Source organism: Virgibacillus carmonensis (assembly GCF_057836705.1).
This window is the reverse complement of the sequence record NZ_JBYQFJ010000004.1, coordinates 135,051-155,061: the sequence shown is the minus strand read 5'-3', so window position 1 is coordinate 155,061 and position 20,011 is coordinate 135,051. Positions and strand designations below refer to the sequence as shown.

General features: G+C 36.0%; 22 protein-coding genes and 2 other annotated features. Of the genes, 5 read left to right on the top strand and 17 right to left on the bottom strand.

Annotated features, from left to right (window positions below):
- Positions 1-3 precede the first annotated feature (3 nt).
- The 4 genes from AC3G7N_RS04815 (at position 4) to AC3G7N_RS04800 (ending at position 3,745) form a co-directional block, all read left to right on the top strand.
- Positions 4-1,227, top strand: a complete 1,224-nt coding sequence (locus AC3G7N_RS04815) for an ABC transporter permease (RefSeq protein ID WP_489421009.1) — start codon at positions 4-6, stop codon at positions 1,225-1,227.
- Positions 1,224-2,357 carry an ABC transporter permease gene (locus AC3G7N_RS04810; protein ID WP_489421008.1) on the top strand — a complete coding sequence of 378 codons (1,134 nt, stop codon included), beginning with the start codon at positions 1,224-1,226 and terminating at the stop codon, positions 2,355-2,357. Before AC3G7N_RS04815 ends, AC3G7N_RS04810 begins: the two co-directional genes overlap by 4 nt.
- A complete protein-coding gene (locus tag AC3G7N_RS04805; RefSeq protein ID WP_489421007.1) occupies positions 2,350-3,021 on the top strand; it encodes an ABC transporter ATP-binding protein in 672 nt (223 codons plus the stop codon). The genes AC3G7N_RS04810 and AC3G7N_RS04805 overlap by 8 nt, the downstream gene beginning before the upstream one ends.
- A gap of 106 nt (positions 3,022-3,127) precedes the next feature.
- Positions 3,128-3,745, top strand: coding sequence for a lytic transglycosylase domain-containing protein (locus tag AC3G7N_RS04800; protein WP_489421006.1), 618 nt, complete (start codon positions 3,128-3,130; stop codon positions 3,743-3,745).
- 293 nt (positions 3,746-4,038) lie between these two features.
- Here the strand turns inward: AC3G7N_RS04800 and AC3G7N_RS04795 are convergent, their stop codons facing one another.
- A complete protein-coding gene (locus AC3G7N_RS04795; RefSeq protein ID WP_489421005.1) occupies positions 4,039-5,124 on the bottom strand; it encodes a M42 family metallopeptidase in 1,086 nt (361 codons plus the stop codon).
- Between the two features lie 72 nt (positions 5,125-5,196).
- The gene (locus AC3G7N_RS04790) at positions 5,197-5,682 is read right to left on the bottom strand and encodes a dUTP diphosphatase (protein ID WP_489421004.1); all 486 of its coding nucleotides are present in this window, start codon (positions 5,680-5,682) and stop codon (positions 5,197-5,199) included.
- Positions 5,683-5,801: 119 nt separating this feature from the next.
- On the opposite strand from AC3G7N_RS04790, the gene AC3G7N_RS04785 reads away from it, so the two are divergent.
- The gene (locus tag AC3G7N_RS04785; protein WP_489421003.1) at positions 5,802-6,194 is read left to right on the top strand and encodes a sigma-w pathway protein ysdB; all 393 of its coding nucleotides are present in this window, start codon (positions 5,802-5,804) and stop codon (positions 6,192-6,194) included.
- 139 nt (positions 6,195-6,333) lie between these two features.
- Here AC3G7N_RS04785 and AC3G7N_RS04780 read toward each other — a convergent pair whose 3' ends face one another.
- The 15 genes from AC3G7N_RS04780 to mutM form a co-directional block, all read right to left on the bottom strand.
- A complete protein-coding gene (locus AC3G7N_RS04780) occupies positions 6,334-6,906 on the bottom strand; it encodes a TVP38/TMEM64 family protein (RefSeq protein ID WP_489421002.1) in 573 nt (190 codons plus the stop codon).
- Positions 6,907-7,158: 252 nt separating this feature from the next.
- A complete protein-coding gene (locus AC3G7N_RS04775; protein WP_489421001.1) occupies positions 7,159-7,425 on the bottom strand; it encodes a DUF1294 domain-containing protein in 267 nt (88 codons plus the stop codon).
- A 275-nt stretch (positions 7,426-7,700) separates the two neighbouring features.
- Entirely contained in the window at positions 7,701-8,057 is a 357-nt protein-coding gene (rplT, locus tag AC3G7N_RS04770) for a 50S ribosomal protein L20 (RefSeq protein ID WP_089531889.1), read from the bottom strand.
- Between the two features lie 78 nt (positions 8,058-8,135).
- Positions 8,136-8,330, bottom strand: a complete 195-nt coding sequence (gene rpmI, locus AC3G7N_RS04765; protein ID WP_404453472.1) for a 50S ribosomal protein L35 — start codon at positions 8,328-8,330, stop codon at positions 8,136-8,138.
- A 30-nt stretch (positions 8,331-8,360) separates the two neighbouring features.
- Positions 8,361-8,864: a translation initiation factor IF-3 gene (infC, locus tag AC3G7N_RS04760; protein ID WP_489421083.1), complete on the bottom strand. Its 504-nt coding sequence runs from the start codon at positions 8,862-8,864 to the stop codon at positions 8,361-8,363.
- Between the two features lie 62 nt (positions 8,865-8,926).
- Positions 8,927-9,055 (bottom strand) — a sequence feature (ribosomal protein L20 leader region).
- A 143-nt stretch (positions 9,056-9,198) separates the two neighbouring features.
- On the bottom strand, positions 9,199-11,145 hold the full coding sequence (gene thrS, locus AC3G7N_RS04755; protein ID WP_489421000.1) for a threonine--tRNA ligase: 1,947 nt from the start codon (positions 11,143-11,145) through the stop codon (positions 9,199-9,201).
- Between the two features lie 52 nt (positions 11,146-11,197).
- Positions 11,198-11,425, bottom strand: a binding site (T-box leader).
- A gap of 61 nt (positions 11,426-11,486) precedes the next feature.
- A complete protein-coding gene (gene ytxC / locus AC3G7N_RS04750; protein WP_489420999.1) occupies positions 11,487-12,338 on the bottom strand; it encodes a sporulation protein YtxC in 852 nt (283 codons plus the stop codon).
- Between the two features lie 130 nt (positions 12,339-12,468).
- Entirely contained in the window at positions 12,469-13,404 is a 936-nt protein-coding gene (dnaI, locus tag AC3G7N_RS04745; protein WP_489420998.1) for a primosomal protein DnaI, read from the bottom strand.
- A gap of 30 nt (positions 13,405-13,434) precedes the next feature.
- Positions 13,435-14,769, bottom strand: coding sequence for a replication initiation and membrane attachment family protein (locus AC3G7N_RS04740; RefSeq protein ID WP_489420997.1), 1,335 nt, complete (start codon positions 14,767-14,769; stop codon positions 13,435-13,437).
- 25 nt (positions 14,770-14,794) lie between these two features.
- Entirely contained in the window at positions 14,795-15,259 is a 465-nt protein-coding gene (nrdR, locus tag AC3G7N_RS04735; RefSeq protein ID WP_489420996.1) for a transcriptional regulator NrdR, read from the bottom strand.
- 29 nt (positions 15,260-15,288) lie between these two features.
- Entirely contained in the window at positions 15,289-15,669 is a 381-nt protein-coding gene (locus AC3G7N_RS04730) for a cytosolic protein (protein ID WP_489420995.1), read from the bottom strand.
- Between the two features lie 163 nt (positions 15,670-15,832).
- Positions 15,833-16,210 (bottom strand): adenosylmethionine decarboxylase, encoded by a 378-nt coding sequence (gene speD / locus AC3G7N_RS04725; protein ID WP_489420994.1) that lies wholly within the window; start codon positions 16,208-16,210, stop codon positions 15,833-15,835.
- 839 nt (positions 16,211-17,049) lie between these two features.
- Positions 17,050-18,081 (bottom strand): glyceraldehyde-3-phosphate dehydrogenase, encoded by a 1,032-nt coding sequence (locus AC3G7N_RS04720; protein ID WP_489420993.1) that lies wholly within the window; start codon positions 18,079-18,081, stop codon positions 17,050-17,052.
- 479 nt (positions 18,082-18,560) lie between these two features.
- Positions 18,561-19,160 carry a dephospho-CoA kinase gene (gene coaE / locus AC3G7N_RS04715; RefSeq protein WP_489420992.1) on the bottom strand — a complete coding sequence of 200 codons (600 nt, stop codon included), beginning with the start codon at positions 19,158-19,160 and terminating at the stop codon, positions 18,561-18,563.
- A 22-nt stretch (positions 19,161-19,182) separates the two neighbouring features.
- Positions 19,183-20,007, bottom strand: a complete 825-nt coding sequence (gene mutM / locus AC3G7N_RS04710) for a DNA-formamidopyrimidine glycosylase (RefSeq protein WP_489420991.1) — start codon at positions 20,005-20,007, stop codon at positions 19,183-19,185.
- Positions 20,008-20,011 lie beyond the last annotated feature (4 nt).

Sequence of the window (20,011 nt, the reverse complement as noted above, 5' to 3'; positions counted from 1 at the left end):
TAAATGCTTTTCTTTCAGCACGTATTTCTGTTTATTAATAATAATATAAAACAGTTACAGAGGAAGTGGCCGTCACTTTCTCTGCTTTTTCTGTTCCCTATTATACTTGTTGGATTGTCAGCTTATGTAGTTATCTCTTTTTTCGTACCAGAAGATAACAATACCGTTCAGGTTGGATTAATTGACCATGACCGGTCAAAGGAAACAGCGATGGTAATTCAACTAATAGAAGAATCATCCCAATTACACAATTTTATTCAACTGGAAGCCATGTCATCAATAGAAGCAAAACAATCCATTGAAAATAATAGTATAAGCGCGTACGTAACTTTTCCAGAAAACTTTATTGACAACTTGTATAATGGTATATCCGTCAACTTGGAAATAATTGGAAATCCAAATAAACCTGTTGAGAGCTTCTTAGCAAGGGAACTAATAAATAGTGTTTCACGTCACATCAAAACAGCTCAGGCTAACATACTAACGATCAATTATTATGCTCGGCAGCTAGAAATGGACGATGAAACACGTAATGACTTTTTATTAAAGCAGTTTACTGAATTTGTATTTTATACATTAGGAAAAGATAAAATTCTAGATGAAGAAGCACTGACGATTAATGCTTCAAGTTCTCCTGTAAAGTACTATGGGCTCGGTGGTTTATTTATTATCATTACGGTTTGGTTGTTTACCTTTTACTCTATTCTAACGAGAGAAGAAGAATCACGCATGAAAAGTCGCATGCGATTATACAGTGTGTCACAGACCCATCAATTGGTGGCTAAAATAATCGTATCATGGATGGCAACCATCTTATTTACTAATTTTACTCTTTATGGACTAATTACGTTTTGCGATATACAACTTTTTTTTAGCGACTATAGAAAGATTGTCATATTAACAGTCATTTACAGTTTTGTTTTTTTATTTGGACTGGCAATTATTGAAATCATTTTAACAGCACCAAAAATTCGATTATTGACACAGTCTATTTATACAGGAATTCTTCTATTGGTAAGTGGTGCAATCGTACCAACCATCTATTTTCCGATTTATCTCCAGGATATTCTACACTATAGCTTTGCTTATCAAGCATTTCATTGGTTGCAGGAAATTATTTTAAGTAATCGTGTGTATGTAGATTACCTGCCCTTGTCTCTATATTTATTTAGTGGTTCCCTTATCTTTTTGGGTTTATCTACTTGGAAGGAGCGTGTTTCGCGATGAAAAGTGTGATAGAAGCACGTTTTTTACATATGAAAAAACATTTGCTAAGTCTTCTGTTTTGGCTATTCATACCTTTAATTGCCACACTCGGTATAACATCTGTTCTAGGTGCTGTGCAGGATGACAGTAAAATTCCTGTAGGCATCGTGATTGAAGACCATAATAAAATTACACAGGAACTATATAATGAAATTTCCTCAACATCGTTTATAAAAGCTAGGGAACTTACCAAGGATGTTGCTTTATATCAATTAGAAAAGCACGAAATTGATAGTATATTTGTCATACACAGCGATTTTGCTAATCAGATACGTAAAGGAAACAGAAATCAAATCATTACCAGCTACCAAACTAATCAATCGTTGGCTTATACACCTGTGAAGGAAATGATTTTGTCCTATGTTCAGCAAGAAACAGGTCGATCTAAAACAGCTTACATTATTAGGGAACTGGCGGATACCTATCAATCGGATTCAGAATGGACATGGGATGAAATCATTTCAAAAAGTAAAGAAATACAAGAAGAGGAAAATTTACTGCAGACCTCTTTCGCCTTCAACCCCGTAGCGTCACAATCAACAACAGAGGACATCCCTTTATGGAATATTTGGGGTATCTGGAGTATCTTCAGTATGCTTTCTACATTGCTTCTCTTTGACTGGATCGTGAGGGGAAATCAGTCAGCCGTAATACCGAGGTTCGCATTTATGGGCATAAGCTTTAAAGGATATTTAGTTAGAAGTTTGAGTATCTATAGCTTTTTACTAATTTTAATAGATAGTATTACATTGTTTGTTTTTTACTCGCTTCACGATGTACAACTTAGTCTTTCGTTTATTATCGGTATGATGTGTTATCGCATCGTCCTTGTCCTAGGCGCATTTTTGTTAGCACTTCTATTTAAAAATACATTCCGTTACTATGTGGTTTCTTTTGGAATTACATTAATAACAATGATAAGTAGCGGTGCTATCCTACCAATAAGCGGAATTTTATCGAAGTGGTCATGGTTCACTGCAGTTAATCCATTGGCCCCTATACTTTCAGGTAATATTATAAACTTTTGGCCAGGTTTTTTATTAATCGCAACTATCATTTGGTATTTACGGAAGGAGGAACATTATGCTTAACGTTTCATCATTATCCAAAACTTATGGCAGACATAGAATACTAAATTCCCTATCATTCACGATAAATCCCGCTGAAATCGTTGGTCTTGTTGGTGAAAATGGTGCTGGCAAATCCACATTACTAAGAATTCTAGCAACGTTATCAAAACCTACTGAAGGAACAATATCTCTACATGGTAATAAATTCAATGAAAACATGAAAAAGATTAGGCGGAAGATAGGATTCGTCCCCCAGGAAATTGCCGTTTGGGAGGAATTTACCGTTAAAGAAAACATGGTATTTTTTGAAAAGTTATCTACTGTAAAAAAAACACACGATGAACTACATCAATTGTGCGTGGATATGAAATTAGACAAATGGAGAGAACCAGTTAAACGTTTGTCTGGTGGTATGAAAAGAAAGTTGAATTTAGCGATTAGTCTCATACACGATCCTGAAGTTTTATTATTAGATGAACCAACTGTTGGAATTGATTTAAAATCAAAAAATGAAATAAGCGCTTATTTACGAAAACTTGCTAAAGAAAAAAACACGATGATCCTTTTTACGTCCCATGATATGGATGAAATAATAAATGTATGTGATCGGATTTTATGTATAGGGACAGACCCATTCTATCAGACTCTATTAATTGAGGCTGGTAGTGAGCCAATAATGTTATAAAGTTAATTTTCTTTTCCCGCATTAGCAAACTGCTTAAAAAATTATATTGCATCTGCATTAGCTAACGGCTAAAATATAGACAGCAGCAGTGAAGGGAGAAAGTCTAATGGAATTACAAAACTTACAAAACATGATTAAATATCAGGCTATGTCAATCATGTCATCTTCAGATAGCTCAATATCTTATAATTCTCCTTTAATTGATGTAGCTTTTAAGCAACTGTTACAAGAAAGAATAAATCAAGCAGAAACGAAACAACAAACTAATACAGTATACAATGGTGTAAAGCCCTTCCCCTCCATCTCTACATATAATCCAGCTAACACAACAGGAAGTGCCGTCTCACCAACGCAATTTGATTCGATTATTACGCAAAAAGCAAATAAATATGGTATCGATGAAAAACTCATTCATTCTGTTGTTAAAGCGGAGTCAAACTACCATACTAATGCGAAAAGCAGTGTTGGAGCACTCGGACTTATGCAATTAATGCCAGCAACTGCTCGAGGCCTTGGTGTTGGTAATCCGTTAGATCCATCTCAGAACATTGAAGGTGGAACAAAGTATCTAAGCCAAATGTTACATCGCTATAATGGAAATATTGAATTAGCATTAGCAGCATACAATGCAGGACCAGGTAACGTTGATAAGTATCAAGGAGTACCACCGTTTGAGGAAACGCAAAACTATGTCAAGAAGGTAATGAATGGTTATCTTACTTAACCAAAAAGAACAGTAGCAATTTTTCGCTACTGTTCTTTTTATAGTTTGGCCCTTATAGTAAAAATTGTTGTTTATAACGCCACAATGAAAATATACTCCGTCTAGCTACGGCTCAACGGCGTACAAATAGATAGGCATGTGAACAGCAGGTGATGACCTGTCCCTACTTTCATCATGACTAACTAAGGAGTTTCCCATATTTCCACTGCTGATAAGCATTTTTTTTCTATACAGCCACACTCTTTCTTTTAATAACAACAAACTCTTAGAAAACAACCTATCGTTTTATGCTACTAGGATAAAACGATTTCTTTTACTTTGTCGTTGTCTAATTTCTTAATTGCTTCTACAATCAATTTAACTGCATTGTCAAAGTCATCTCTGTGTAAGATTGCAGCATGTGAATGAATGTAACGTGTAGCGACTGTAATGGATAACGATGGTACACCATTTGCTGTTAAATGAATGGAACCTGAGTCTGTTCCACCACCAGCCATTGTTGCGTATTGGTATGGGATATTATGCTCGTCAGCAGTGTCAATGATAAAGTCACGTACACCTTTATGTGAAATCATTGATGCATCATATAAAATGATTTGTGGCCCATCGCCAAGTTTACTGTCAGCATCTTTATTAGATACACCAGGCATATCGCCAGCAATACCCACATCAACACCGAAACCGATGTCTGGCTTGATTGCGTGTGTAGAAGTTTTTGCACCACGTAATCCTACTTCTTCTTGTATAGTACCAACACCATAAACAACGTTTGGATGATCAGAACCTTTTAACTGCTTTAATACTTCAATAGCAATGGCGCAACCAATACGGTTATCCCAAGCTTTCGCTAAAAGCATTTTTTCATTCTTTAGTTGCGTGAATTCAAAATATGGAACAACTGAGTCACCAGGTTTAACACCAAATTCAAGCGCTTCTTCTTTGCTCGATGCACCAATATCAATAAACATATCTTTAATATCTACAGGTTTTTTACGAGCCTCTGGAGATAAAATATGTGGAGGTTGTGATCCAATAATACCTGTCACGTCCCCTTTATTCGTCATAATGGTAACGCGTTGCGCAAGCATTACTTGGCTCCACCATCCACCAACTGTTTGGAAATAAATAAAACCTTTGTCATCAATTCGTGTAATCATGAATCCAACTTCATCAAGGTGGCCAGCAACCATTATTTTAGGTCCTTTTTCATCACCAATTTTCTTAGCAATTAAGCTTCCAAGGTTGTCCGTAAAAACTTCATCTGCATATGGTTTAATATATTTCTCCATAACATCTCTAGCTTCTTTTTCATTTCCTGGAATACCTTTTGCATCTGTTAAGTCTTTAAACATTGTTAGTGTTTCATCTAATTTTGGCATATGTATTTATTCCTCCTTAAAGTTAATCCATTATCAATTATAACTTTATTTAGAAAAATAACAAAACATTTACTAGTACCCTTGCTCTTGTCTCAGATAATTCTTTTCATTTTTCTTTTTATATGCATCCATAATTGCCTTCTCATCAAAGCCTAAAATGCCACCTAAAATCAAAAAACTATGGAACATATTCAAATAGTTTGTGTGTGTTGTATTCTCATGAAACAATACACATTGACGGTACAAATTATTAAATTGATCGGTTGCATGTCCTTTGGTTGAATAATTGTTACGTGATACGTATTGATAACCTTTTTCAATTCCTAGTGATAAGATAAAATGAAGACCATCAACATATTCTTCAAGAATGATGTTCCTTTCGCTTGGTGCCTTTGTACTCCAAAATTTGAAGCATCTCGTCTCGTTTGCAAGCTCTCCTAATTCAACTAGTAATGCAAGATATTTCGATTCAAATAGTTTACTTTTATCGATATCATGCTTCTCTTCGATATGACGATCAAGCTGTTTTTGCATCGAAAATAGTTTATCCCAGTCCATACTTTATCCCTCGTTTCACTTTTAGTATGATTGTATCATGAAAAACTTTCGAAATGTGAAACCTGAACTAGGCTTCTATCGTATTAAAGAGTAATAAACTTTCAAGGGGACGGTGGAATATGATTATTATTTTATTTCGAGTTTTAATATTGGTTTCGATTATTCTTCTCGTCTACACGTTTTATCAATATTATCGAAATCCAAAACGGAGATTGAACATCGCCAAAACCAATTATGACTTCTACCTTTTGGATGAACGGGAAAATAACAAAAAAAATATCCAGTTTGTTTATAAAGGTTGTTCGTTTGAAGGAGAAAAATATCTGGGTACAACCGAGCAAGCCTTTGAAGTAGTAGATATACATGTGTTTGTTCATGAACCAATGGAACTGAAGGGGTTTACACGGGATGATTTATACTTTTTGGAAGAGGAAATGCTAATTCGATATCCGTATGCCAAGATTGAATGGAAGCATCCTGTGAATAAACTGGTACTAACCCCTCTTGATTAAAATAAATACGTACGTAAGAAAAGCTCAGGGGCGGTTCAGTGTGAGTGCTTTGCTCGCGCCTAGACAGATAATCGCCAAAGCTTATACTTTCCTTTCTCGTAAGAAAGGAGGAATCCATCGTGCAGGATTCCTTCTTTTCTTACGTACGTATTGGAAAAAACTCATTCCATTTAATAATAACTTCTTTTCTTCTTAAAATATAAATAAGCGGTAACAATGAAAGCAGAAACACGATGATATAAAAAGGGGATAAGTTCGAAATCCATTTCCCTATTGATGTATAAATAAATGCTAAAGGGATGTTCGTTAATAATGATGATCGGGTATAATCTTTAAATCCTTGCGTCACTTCAATTAAACATAACGATAACAGGTGAAAGTGAATAAATGGTATAAGACGAAGGATTGCGATTTGTGAAGTGGTTAGCTCCGAATGCTTCCCAATTAGTTTTCCTTTTAAAAGAACAAGTTTTTTAAACGTCTTTGGCATCCAGCGAATAACTCCATAGAAGCCTACACTTGATAACGTAATACCTATAATCGAATACACAGTTCCTGCCACTGCACCAAACAGTATTCCACCTGAAATACAGATAAATACTACTGGAAGGAAAAACAATGGTCTTAGTAAATGAAAACTGATGAATAATAGTGGTGCGAAAATACCTCCTGTTTCAACCGCTGCCATTAGATAACTACCAAACAGCTCCATACCATGCCTCCTCTGTTTGCCTCTGCCAACCATTGCAGCATGTTAAAAACCACTTAGTACATGTATATGACATAAGACGAGCCTTTATGACATGGAAAGAATAATAAAGTGAAACTTCATTCAATGGCTTTTTTTCGTTCTATCCACTGATTGTTAATTGAACCAACCTTGGCTTGTGCAGGCTGGTATCCCCACCACTAATCCCCGGTCTAAACTTCCATTTTTGAGTTTAGCAGGTACTGGTTACTCCCCTTAAATTGCGATAAATGCAATCACAATTTGTATAATAAAAATGAAAGGCATACCAATTTTGAATGATCGATGCTTCGTTTTATGTCTAAAATAACTCATTCCAATCATTGCACCTATGGATCCACCTATGATAGCCATTATCCAAAATCTTTTTTCAGGTACACGCCATTTTTGCTTTATTGCCCTTTTTTTATCGATTCCCATAAAAACAAAAGCGATTATATTTATGATGACAAGATACCAAATAATTACCATTTCTATATTCATAAGATTATTCCTCTGCTTGTTTATTAGAAAACTTGACTCATCGGCGAAAGCCTTAGTTGCATTTATACTGATATCCACTAAAAGTTTATCGTTCTTATCAGTATAAAAAAAGACCAAATCAGTTAATGAATTTGGTCTTTTTCCATAAATTATTGTCTAGCTACAGCGCCTAGGGGTTCGCGACATAAGCAATGGACACTCCGAGCACAAAAGTTCGTGTGCTCTACGGCTCCTTACTTATTCGTGTCACCCCTAACCAGGCGCTTCCGCTTTTCTTATTTAATAGCTGATTTTGCTTTTTCTGCAAGTTGACCGAAAGCTTTTTCATCATTAATAGCTAAGTCAGACAACATTTTACGGTTTACTTCAATACCAGCAACTTTTAATCCGTGCATCAATTTGCTGTATGAAATATCGTGTATGCGTGCTGCAGCATTAATACGTGTGATCCATAGTTTACGGAAATCACGTTTTTTCTGTCTACGGTCACGATAAGCATACTGACCTGATTTCATTACTTGTTGTTTAGCTGTTTTAAATAGTGTACGTTTTGAACCATAATACCCTTTTGCAAGTTTTAGTACGCGTTTACGACGAGCGCGCGTAACTGTTCCACCTTTTACACGTGGCATATTAATTCCCTCCTAATACAAATCTATATCATTGTATATCCATTTAATTTTAGTTTAGTAGTAGCATATTATAACAGCTTACTTTGGCAGCATTGCTTTGATGCGTTTGTAGTCTCCTGCTGATACAAGTGTAGATTTACGTAACTTACGTTTTTGTTTTTGTGATTTATTTGCAAACATATGGCTTGTGTAAGCGTGTGAACGTTTTAATTTTCCAGATCCGGTTCTTTTAAAACGTTTTTGAGAACCTTTATGGGTTTTCATTTTAGGCATGTAGAGTTCCTCCTTGTAAACATATAAGAATTATTTTTCAACTATGGGTGCAAGCATAATGAACATATTACGACCTTCCATTTTCGGTTTTGATTCAACCGTTGAAATGTCTTTACATTCTTCTACTAATCGGTCTAATACTTGCTGTCCAAGCTCTTTGTGTGTTATTGCACGACCACGAAAACGTACCGCTGCCTTCACTTTGTCACCTTTTTCAAGAAACTTTCTTGCGTTCTTTAATTTGGTAACAAAGTCGTGTTCGCCAATTCCAGGTGTGAAACGAACTTCTTTCACGTTAATAATTTTTTGATTTTTGCGTGCTTCTTTTTCTTTCTTTTGTTGCTCATAACGATGTTTTCCATAGTCCATGATACGACCAACTGGTGGTTTTGCATTAGGTGCAACCAAAACTAAATCTAAGTTTCTAGTTTGGGCAATTTCTAATGCCTCTTGACGCGATTTAACACCAAGTTGATCACCGTTTGAATCGATTAGACGTACTTCTCTCGCACGAATTTTTTCATTGACATTCATATCTTTGCTAATAGCCAGCCACCTCCAAAATAGTGTAAAGTAATTCTGATCTTTCATTGACAAGCACATAAAAAGTGTGGGCACAATATATGCACCCACACGACTTTAATCATTTATTTAAAGAAGTTAGAAACCAGCCAACTGCATATACGCGTTGAACAGGTGAGAAGCGGGTGCCTCTACTTGTCTCAGATCATTTAATTTTATTCAACTTTCATACTATATCATTTTTTTGAACCTATGTCAAATAAACCTAATATAAAAGTGAACTGTTAACTCTAGTTACTATAGCACATATAAGATTGTTGGTAAAGTTTAATAGCAAAAATCAAGCCTATTTTTGTAATGTTTTATTCTTAATTTCTTCTGTTATCAATTGTTCAAAGTCTTGGTAACCAATTGTCTCGGAGTTTTTTTCACCATATCTACGTACATTAACTGCACTCTGTTCAATTTCATTGTCCCCAACAACTAATCCAAATGGAACTTTCTGTGTTTGAGCCTCACGAATTTTATAGCCTATCTTTTCATCACGCTCATCCACTTCTACACGGACACCTTGCAGCTTCAATTGGTCTACTATATCCTTAGCATAATTTAAATGAACAGTTGGAGATACTGGTATTACTTTAACTTGAACTGGAGCTAGCCATGTTGGGAATGCACCTTTGTATTCTTCTAAAAGAAATGCCACAAAACGTTCCATCGTTGACACGACACCACGGTGGATAACGACTGGACGATGCTCTTTTCCATCCTCACCGATATAAGTTAAGTCAAACCGCTCCGGTAAATGGAAATCCAACTGAACAGTTGACAATGTTTCATCTTTACCTAGTGCAGTTCTTACCATAACGTCAAGCTTAGGCCCGTAAAAGGCAGCTTCACCCTCCGCCTCTACATAATCAAGGTTCATGTCTTCCATCGTTTCTTTCAGCATTGCTTGTGCTTTATCCCACATAGTATCATTATCCACATATTTTTCGTTATCTTCAGGATCACGGTAAGATAGACGGAAATAATATTCACCAATGCCAAAGTCTTTGTACACTTTTTGTACTAGCTCAACCACACGAATGAATTCTTCTTTCAATTGATCGGGACGAGCAAATATATGTGCATCATTTAACGTCATTGCTCGAACACGCTGCAAGCCCGCGAGCGCCCCGCTCATTTCGTGGCGATGCATCGTACCTAATTCTGCGATCCGAACTGGTAAATTACGATAACTGTATAATTGATTCTTATAAACCATCATATGATGTGGACAGTTCATTGGACGTAACACTAAATCCTCATTATCCATTTCCATTGTTGGGAACATATCATCCTTATAATGATCCCAGTGACCACTAGTTTTATATAGTTCTACACTTCCTAAAACTGGAGTATAAACATGGTCATAGCCTAAACGTTCTTCTAAATCAACAATGTAACGTTCAATGTTACGACGAATTGTTGCACCCTTAGGTAGCCATAAGGGTAAACCTTGTCCTACTTTTTGTGATACTGTAAATATCTCTAATTCCTTTCCTAATTTACGGTGATCACGTTCTTTACGTTCCTCTAAGATGCGTAAATATTCTTCAAGCTGGCCAGTTTTTTCAAATGCTGTTCCATAAATGCGTTGCAGCTGTTGATTATTACTATCCCCACGCCAATAAGCACCAGAAATACTTAGCAATTTAAAAGCTTTAATTTTGCTAGTAGAAGGTACATGTACACCCCTACAAAGGTCAAAAAATTCACCTTGTTTATAGATTGTTACCTGCTCATCTTTTGGAATTGCATCAATTAGTTCAAGCTTCAAGTCATCGTCAATATCACGAAACATCTGCTTTGCTTCTTCCCTAGAAACCTCTATACGCTCAATTTCTAGATTTTCATCAACAATTCGCTGCATTTCTTTTTCAATTTTAGGAAGATCCTCTGGGGTAATCGATTCTTCCATATCCATGTCATAATAAAAACCTTCTTCGATTACAGGCCCAACACCAAATTTAACATTTTTGTATAAACGTTTTATTGCTTGGGCCATTAGATGTGCTGTGGAATGTCGCACAACCTCTAAGCCTTCCTGATTTTTATACGTGACAATTTCTATTTTTCCACCATCAGCTAAACCACGTCGTAAATCAACTAGCTTACCATCCAATTTTATTGCTAACGCTTGTTTTTTTAATCCAGGTGATATAGAGAATGCTATCTCTTCGCCAGTCGTCCCATTAGGGAACTCCTTGCTAGCTCCATCTGGAAAAATGATTGATATTTCTGCTGCCATGTAAATCACTCCCTTGATATAATTAAAAAACGCCCATCCCTCTGCACAATTGCAAAGGGACGAGCGCTTAACACGTGGTTCCACCCTGATTTCCGCGATAAATTAATCACGGCTTCATTAATCTTTAACGCAGAATATACGCTACTATTTACTAATTATTTCAATAGCAGAGTTCCAAGGTGGTAATCATTTGTTGTACATGAGGAAGTTTTCAGCCGTCAGACTTCCTTCTCTATTCTTGACTAATCCCAAACGATCTTGTCCTTATCATTACCAAATATTGATTAACATATATATAAATTTTATTATAGCGCCTACAAATTATATTTGCAAGTAATGTTTTATAGTTTTTTTAAGTATTGAGGAAACGGAAAATTTACCATCGGCTCAAATTTTACTCTCTCTTGAAATACATTAATAACCGTTAACGTTTTTGGTTCAACCGGATTATCTCCATAGATTTTTATCGTCTCAGGTGCCATTGCTATAAGCGGTGATAAGTTCTTTTCGTTACTATCTAAGCCAACGATATACAATGGTTCCTGCTGCATGATCATGTGTAGCTCCATGTTGGTGATCCGCTTACCGTTTGAATTAAAAAAAGTAAAAGGGTCTCCTTGAATCATATAAATTGTAGGAATAACTGCCTTCTTTTTCGCAATATATTCCCTAAGTGCGTTTACAAACGATAAATGATCCTCTTCACGTTTTAGCTCATCGATAGCTAGTCCAGTAAAGCACTTAATTAGCTCTTTAAATGGTTTTATACGAAACTTTACCAATGAATCATAGTGAACCGTGCCAGAACTTCTTATCATGGTAATAAATAATGATTCCAAAAATAAACCAGGATCTTCTGTATCTGTTAGATCTATATTGTCATCATCTCCCCCAGTAATGATCCAATGCGTTAGATCCAATATCTTATCGATCTCATCATAATTTGTGTAGTAAAATACATCTTGAATAACTGATCGTATCATACTAGACAATCGATGATGCATGAATACATCAACTAATGCTCTCGCAATTGAATCAAGTGATGCATCATCAACTTCCTCAATCTCAATTTGTAAATGATTCCCCCATTCCTCACTCGTTTTCCAATGCAATTCAATTTTCTTGTTAATTTGAAATAATGATTCGCAAAAACTGATTACTTCTTTATCTGACTCCATATAAATATCCAGCAATACATCTCACCCTCACAAAACCAAGCTGATACATTATATGGAAAGAATGAGTAAAAAATGTATAAAGAAAAAAACTACCATAATTTTTTAATTGGTAGTTTTCGTGTCAAGCCCAGACATATAAGACGTACTAGCTGTTTCTTCTATTTTCCCCGGATATTTGTACTTCTTTACTTACTTGTTTAATGCGCTCAATTATTCGTCCAGCTTTAACTGTTTCGACAGCTCCTCGATTTGTTTTAGCTAATTGACCTTCTAATTGATCTAAATTGTAATTTGAAGTGAAAAAGACCGGAAGTCCTTCCATCATGCGATATTGCAAAATAGACCCGAGAATTTCATCACGAAACCATGCAGACTGAGATTCAGCTCCTATATCATCGATCATTAATACTTCTGCTTTTTTGAAATACTCTATTTTGGTATTTATTGAGTCATCTTTTAGAGAAGCTTTAATTTCTCTTACAAACTCTGGCATATATATGATCATGGAAGCGATATTCCTTTTCCTTAATTCATTTGCTATCGCACCAAGAAAAAACGTTTTTCCAACCCCAAATGGGCCATAAAAGTAAATTCCTTTAGATGGAAGGCCTGACGAATTAACTTTCACAAGAAATTCATCTATCGAATCAATAGCTTTCATTCTTTGTCCATCACTTTGAAGTGTCGCCATCGATGCATGTAGTATTTCTTTTGGCATATAAAGACTTTGTATCAATTGCTGTTGATGCTTTTGTTTTTCGTGTGCTACGTGGTTATGGCATTTCTCATATTGTATATGAATTTCATTATTATCGGTTTTAAGGATTGGTGAGTACCCACTCAACATATTAATACAACTACCGAATGATTTACACTTATCACATTGTTTGGACTGTGTTTTATACTCATATAATTTAATTAAATTTTTATCAATTTCCTGCCTTGTTAATTCAGGGTGAAGCGAAAGGAATTCTTTAATCTCCGGGTCCTCTAACACTTCATTTCTTATCTTCTTATAGTTTTCTTTAAAACTTTTATTTTCGTCCATCCATTTTTTTAATGTCGATTGCACTGGTTTCATATCAATCATCCTTGGAAATGATTATTTTTCTTACTCGGTAGAATACTTTTTCAATATAGCTTCCATTCTTTCCTTTTCTTTAGCTGTTTCCCCATTATCCTTATCTGCTGTATCTTTCACCTTATTTTTGTTCCGATCTTTAAACCAGTCCGGTACAACTTCATTTGAATAATTCTTAGAGTATGATTGCCTCGGCGCTGTTGAAGTTGCTGTTGATTTTTGATAACGGTTTTTTTCTTTTTTCGCAAAAACCATTGCTTCTTTAGCCGTTTTCAGATTAGCTCGTGACCAATGACTTGCTATTTTTTCTAAGTAAGCTTTTGATAGTTTCATGTTTGACTGCAGCAGTACAAAGTGAATCAGCACGTTCATTACAGGCGAAGGCAATCCCTGTGATGTCATTACTTCACGTATCACTCGCATGTCTTGGTCAGACGCATGATTTCCACTGGACAAATCTTCTAGCAACTGCTTAGGAGAAATGGTTTCTAGGTGCTGAACAAGTTGTCCTTCCTGTGTTTGCGGTGCTGATTTTGGCACCTCTTTCGGTTTCACCTTATCTGTTAGCTTGATAGAAGTAATATTATATTTAGATTTAAATAAATCATGACAAGCATTCTTAAACTCTTCCGTGTGCAATGTATTTTCATCACTAAGAGCCCACAACATACTTTTTTCAATTTCATGAGAGTCTAACTCATATAACTTCATCATTTGCATAATAAGTTGCTTATTAGATACAGTAAGAACGTTTTTTGCTGGAATCATTCGTTGCTCTAACATTCTTTTAATCCAAGAGAAGTCTATCGGATTGATAATTGGTTCATCCTCTTGTTTAACAGTAGTATTCATTGTTTGGTCATATGGCTGAAACGTTTGAAATACATCGTTAAATGCAGCAGTAATATTTTCCCCTGATTGACGTTGCTGCTTTCTTTCATAACGCTGTTTTAACTGACCAAACTTTTCTTCGCCTAAATGGTAATAAAGTAATTGCGCCAGCATTTCATCCATGAAAAATTCACCTGGAGAAAATGGCGCCTGCAATTCATACGTATAAACTGACTGTTCGCTTACCAATCTTTGATAGGTTTTCATTAAGCCAATGCCCTCTAACTTAAGGCGTGCTCGATATATCTCATCTAGTGGCATGTTTAAATAATTCATTAACGTGTGATGTGTTTGTAGATCTTGTGAATTCTGTAAGTCCACCTCGTGCAATAAGGTCATGAAAAGAGTAGTAGCTTCCATTCCGATTAATGGTTGATATAAATGTGTCATAGATTTTGCATAGTCTACTGGCAGGCTCTTTCTCTTTGACACATAATAGCCATCCACTGGTAAGACCTTCCCAATAACATTCATAACCTTAACTCCTTTTTCATTGCTATTACCTCTTCTTATCTGTATTTATTAAATCCTTCAATTCATCTAGAAACACACTAATGTCCTTGAATTGACGATATACTGAGGCAAAACGTACATATGCTACTTCATCGACCTTTGCCAGTCGATCCATTACCATTTCACCTATTTCTTTACTTTCTACTTCAGACGCTCCATTACCCCGTAATTGTTTTTCCACGTCTAATGCAATTGATTCGATCTTTTCAATCGGGACAGGTCTTTTTTCACAGGATCTTATCAATCCACGGATTAATTTTTCTCTACTAAATTCTTGTCTTGCACCCTCTTTTTTAACAACAATCAAAGGGACAGCTTCTATTCGTTCAAACGTGGTGAAGCGAAACCCACATTGCTCACATTCTCTTCTGCGGCGAATTGATCTACCTTCTTCAATTGGTCGTGAATCAAGAACCTTTGTACTTTTGTAGTCACAATTGGAACATCGCATCTTGCTCCACCCCGTTCCTCTTTCTAAAATTAATTTTTCGTTTCAATATAAGGCAATTCTTTATTTAGTTGATTATATAACTGTTCAATAATCCGTGAACTGTTACCGAAGTCAAAAGGTAATGCTGTTTCAGTTGTAACGGAGAAATCAATTGCAGTATTATACGGCCGAACAGAAATAACCGTGGAAATGATAAATGTCTTTTTATAATAAAAACTAATTTCACCGTGCTCTTTTGATATGGAGTGGATTGAATAGAGTTGTGATTTTGTATATAATTCTTCTAATTTGGCAAGTGCTTTATCTTTTGTCGTCTTATAATAATGAGTTTGCAGTGATGTATCCAAATGGTTGTCCTTTGTCTCTGCATGGTTACTCAAATATTTTGTTACTGTTTGTTTGAATGACATCTCGGACACCTCATCAAATTTTGATAAAATTATCTATACTACAACATATTTTAACATGTTTTATAAGATTTAACTAATTAAAAAAAGCTGATTAACATTATCCTGCTCGAAGTGATCGATAGCGGACAAGTCTAATCAACTTTTGTTTTTTTTATCAATTTTTCTATAATACTTGAAATTGGTTTACCTTTACTGGTCCCATTCCACGTGGTACTTCTACTTTTTCATATGTCTTTGCTTCTAATGAACTTGCAATATGTTCTGCTGCAACGTTCGGATTAATAATATCCCCACACGTATATACATCAATGCTAGCATATCCATGCTCTGGAAAGCTATGAATAGTCAAATGTGATTCGGAGATAATCACTACTCCACTTACACCATGTGGTGCAAATTTATGAAAAGCAACCTCCCGAATTTCAGCACCTGCCTTTAAAGCTGCATCAACAAATGTACGCTCAATTAATGCCATATCATTTAATTTATCTATATTGCATTCCCATAATTCCGCTATTACGTGTCTTCCCATTGTATCCAATTTATTTCCCCCTCAAAACGTATTGTTAAGTCCTTCTGTTTGTTACTTTCACCATACCACGGGGGAAAGTTAGTCCAAAGAGGTCCTAACCCTTTAAGTAGATGTATTGCATAATAGAAGGTCACAAAGAAGTATAAACCGTTTTATTTGTTTTTGCAATATGTTTCGATAAGAAAAAGTGACCATATAAGAAAAGCGCAAACACCTTGGTCAGCCACGACAAGTTAAGACGTATCTCTTAGTGATGTTTTTTATCACAAGGCTGCTTTCTAAAAGATTGTTGTTTTTGACACAAAAGATATATACTGCGACGTAAATACTTTGTTTGGTGGTTGGACAACCGTTCCGGAAATCCACTTCGCTTTCCGCGGGCGAGTGTCGAGCCTCCCGCAGGAGTCTCCGTGGATTTCCTTCACTAGGGTTCTGCTTAACAATTTCAATTTACTTGGTTGCTTGCTTATATCATACAGGCTGCCTGCAATTTTTGGCAGTCGATTGGAGCGGAGGGCAGTCGACTCCTGCGGGAGGATAGGCATAGGTGAGACCCCGCAGTGCGGCAGCACGAGGAGGTTCACCAGCCGCCCGCGGAAAGCGACTGCCCGCAGCGGAAATCACGTTGCTGTTACATCGCAGTTTATTTCCGTAACGGTAAATTACGTCGCATTTTATATCAGCATCGGTGGTACCGAGCAACAAACTATACGAAAACAGCCTATCACAAAGAGATTTGACTTAAAAACTCGAGGCGCTGGAGCTAGACAGATAATCGCCAAAGTTTTATACTTTTTGTGCTCTTAGAAATCTAACCTTGAAAGGAAAAATCCTTCCAAGGTCTTTTTCTAAGAAATTTTCACTTGTTCTTGGTTTAAATAACTTCCCACATATTTTGTGAGATCAATAACACGGTTTGAATATCCCCATTCATTATCATACCAGGCTAATACTTTGATCTTACTATCTTGCATCACTATTGTTGAAAGTCCATCTATAATTGCAGAATATTCTGTAGTCGTATAGTCTATCGATACTAATGGATCGTCACTATATTTAACAATTCCTTTTAAATTACTCGCGCCAGCTTGCTTAAATGCTTTATTTACATCTTCAACCGAAACAGACTTTTCCACATCCACTACGAGATCTACTAATGATACATTGGGTGTCGGAACACGTAAAGACATTCCATGAAGTTTTCCATTCAGATGTGGTAAAACTAACCCTAATGCCTTCGCAGCACCAGTTGAGGTTGGAATGATAGATTGTGTACATCCCCTTGCACGCCGTAAATCTTTATGTGGATTATCTAAATTATTTTGATCATTTGTAAATGCGTGCACGGTTGTCATGAGACCATTAATAATCCTGAAGTTGTCGTCAAGTACTTTCACAACTGGTGCTAAACAATTTGTAGTGCATGAAGCATTCGAAATAACATGTTCCTGCTCAGGATTATATGTTTCATGGTTTACACCCATAACAATTGTGTTATCGACATTTTTACCTGGAGCTGAAATTACTACCTTTTTTGCGCCCGCTTGTAAATGCAATCCAGCACCTTCCTTACTATTAAACTTACCTGTAGCTTCAATTACAATATCTATCGCATGATCTTTCCACGGTAATTTTTGTGGCTCGCGTGAATTAACGAGTAGTACGGTCTTTCCATTGACTTCTAAACTGTTCTGAAGCGCTTTCACTTCACCGTCAAAAATTCCATGTACACTATCATACTTAATTAAATGCGCAAGTGTTTCTGGAGGATAGCTTGCATTAATTACTACAACATCTAATTGGCTGTCTTTAATCGCTTGGCGAAAGACCATTCGTCCAATTCGACCAAATCCATTTATGGCAACTCGGGTTTTATTCATATTAAGTCCTCCTAAATATGCTATACTTTTTAGCCTTTAATAATAAATAGTATAACATATTTTAAAAAAAATGTGCTTTAAAATAGGATAATTTTATGACAAAAATATGGATATAGACGTTGTTAACATCCATATCCATGTTTTATATTATAGGCTGTTTACTAAAAGATTGTTATTTTTGCCACAAAATCAATAAACTACGATAGTCGGCAACGCCCGACTCCACTTCGGGCAGTCGCTTTCCGCGGGCAACGCTTCAGCTTCCTTGAAAAAGAAAAACACTTCCAGCGGGAAAAGCGAAGGCGATGAAACCTCACAGTGAGCGTTCTATGTTATGTTTAGCTGCGGCTCCGCCTTTCGGAAGAGCGAGGAAGCTCAGCGCAAGCTCTAAGGTGCGCGTAGTGTGTTTCCGGAGCAGTATGTTATGACACCATTTTCGAAAGGATGAAATAGCAACAAAACTTACGAAAAGAGCCATGTTATATAATTTGCCAAACTTTTAATAAATCGTCTAGTTGTTCTCTCGTTTGTTCTTTTGTCCCGTTATTATCAATAACTGCATCAGCCATTTCTGCCTTTTCATCTAAGGATAGTTGAGAATTTATCCGTGATTTAGCATCAGCTTCCGAAGATTTATCTCGCTTCATTAATCGGTCTAGCTGTGTTTCTTTATCTACATAGACAACTACAGTTTTATCAACAAGTTGTGGACGCTTACTTTCAAATAATAATGGAATATCCAATACGACACATTTTGCACCGCCAGTGATGTAATCTCTTTTTTGCTTAAGCATTCTTTCCCTTACTGCTGGATGTACAATTTCATTTAATCTGGTTCTTTTTTCTTTATCAGGAAAAATGATGGTACCTAATTTCTTTCGATCAATTGCTTTATCCACCAGTAAGATTTCTTCACCGAAAGTCTCTACTATCTGTTGATAAGCCTTTTCACCAGGACAAACGACATCTCGTGAAATTTTGTCAGCATCCACAACAGGTATATTATAATCCTGAAACATGGAAGATACCGTGCTTTTGCCACTAGCTATACTTCCGGTTAGTCCTATTATCAATGCCATAGTCCGTATAACTCCTTTAATGCTATTTTTGGCAATTCATACACACGTGTGTTCCGCGACCGCCAATTTTCATTTTGACTATTGGTCTCCCGCAGTTTTTGCATGGATTATTTTCTTGTCCATATACATATAATGTTTGTTGGAACATCCCCATTTCACCACTACTGTTTACATAGGATCTTATGGTTGTACCACCTAGTTCTATTGCGTGCTGAAGAATTGTTTTAGCTTCTTCTTGAATTGCCTTCACTTCTTTTTTGGTAAGTTTATTCGACTTTTTCAATGGATTCACTTTAGCTTGAAATAACGTCTCATCTACATAAATGTTCCCAAGTCCTGCAACAATTGATTGATCCAATAATGCGGCCTTTATAACGCGATCTGTTTTATGGAGCTTTTTATAAAAATAATCAAATGTAAATGCTGCATCAAACGGATCTGGACCTAGTTGATTTAGTGGCTTTTGATCAAGCTCCGTGCCTTTATTTACAATATGCATCGTTCCAAACTTACGCACATCGTTATACCTTAATTCAGCGCCATCTGTAAAAGTAAAGATAACGTGTGTATGTTTTTTCACAGGTTCCCCGTTTGTGTGTACACTATATTTACCTTCCATGCGAAGATGCGAAATCAACATATAATCACTTAATTCGAATAATATAAATTTCCCTTTTCGGTGTATATCTAGGATGGTTTGTTGTTGTAAGTTAATTTTAAATTCTTCAACATCTCCAGGGAGTTTTATAATATTCGACCAAAATACTTCTACATCTTGAATGGTTTTATTTTGAACAAGGCGTTTTAATGTTTGTTTTACTGTTTCCACTTCTGGTAATTCTGGCATATAA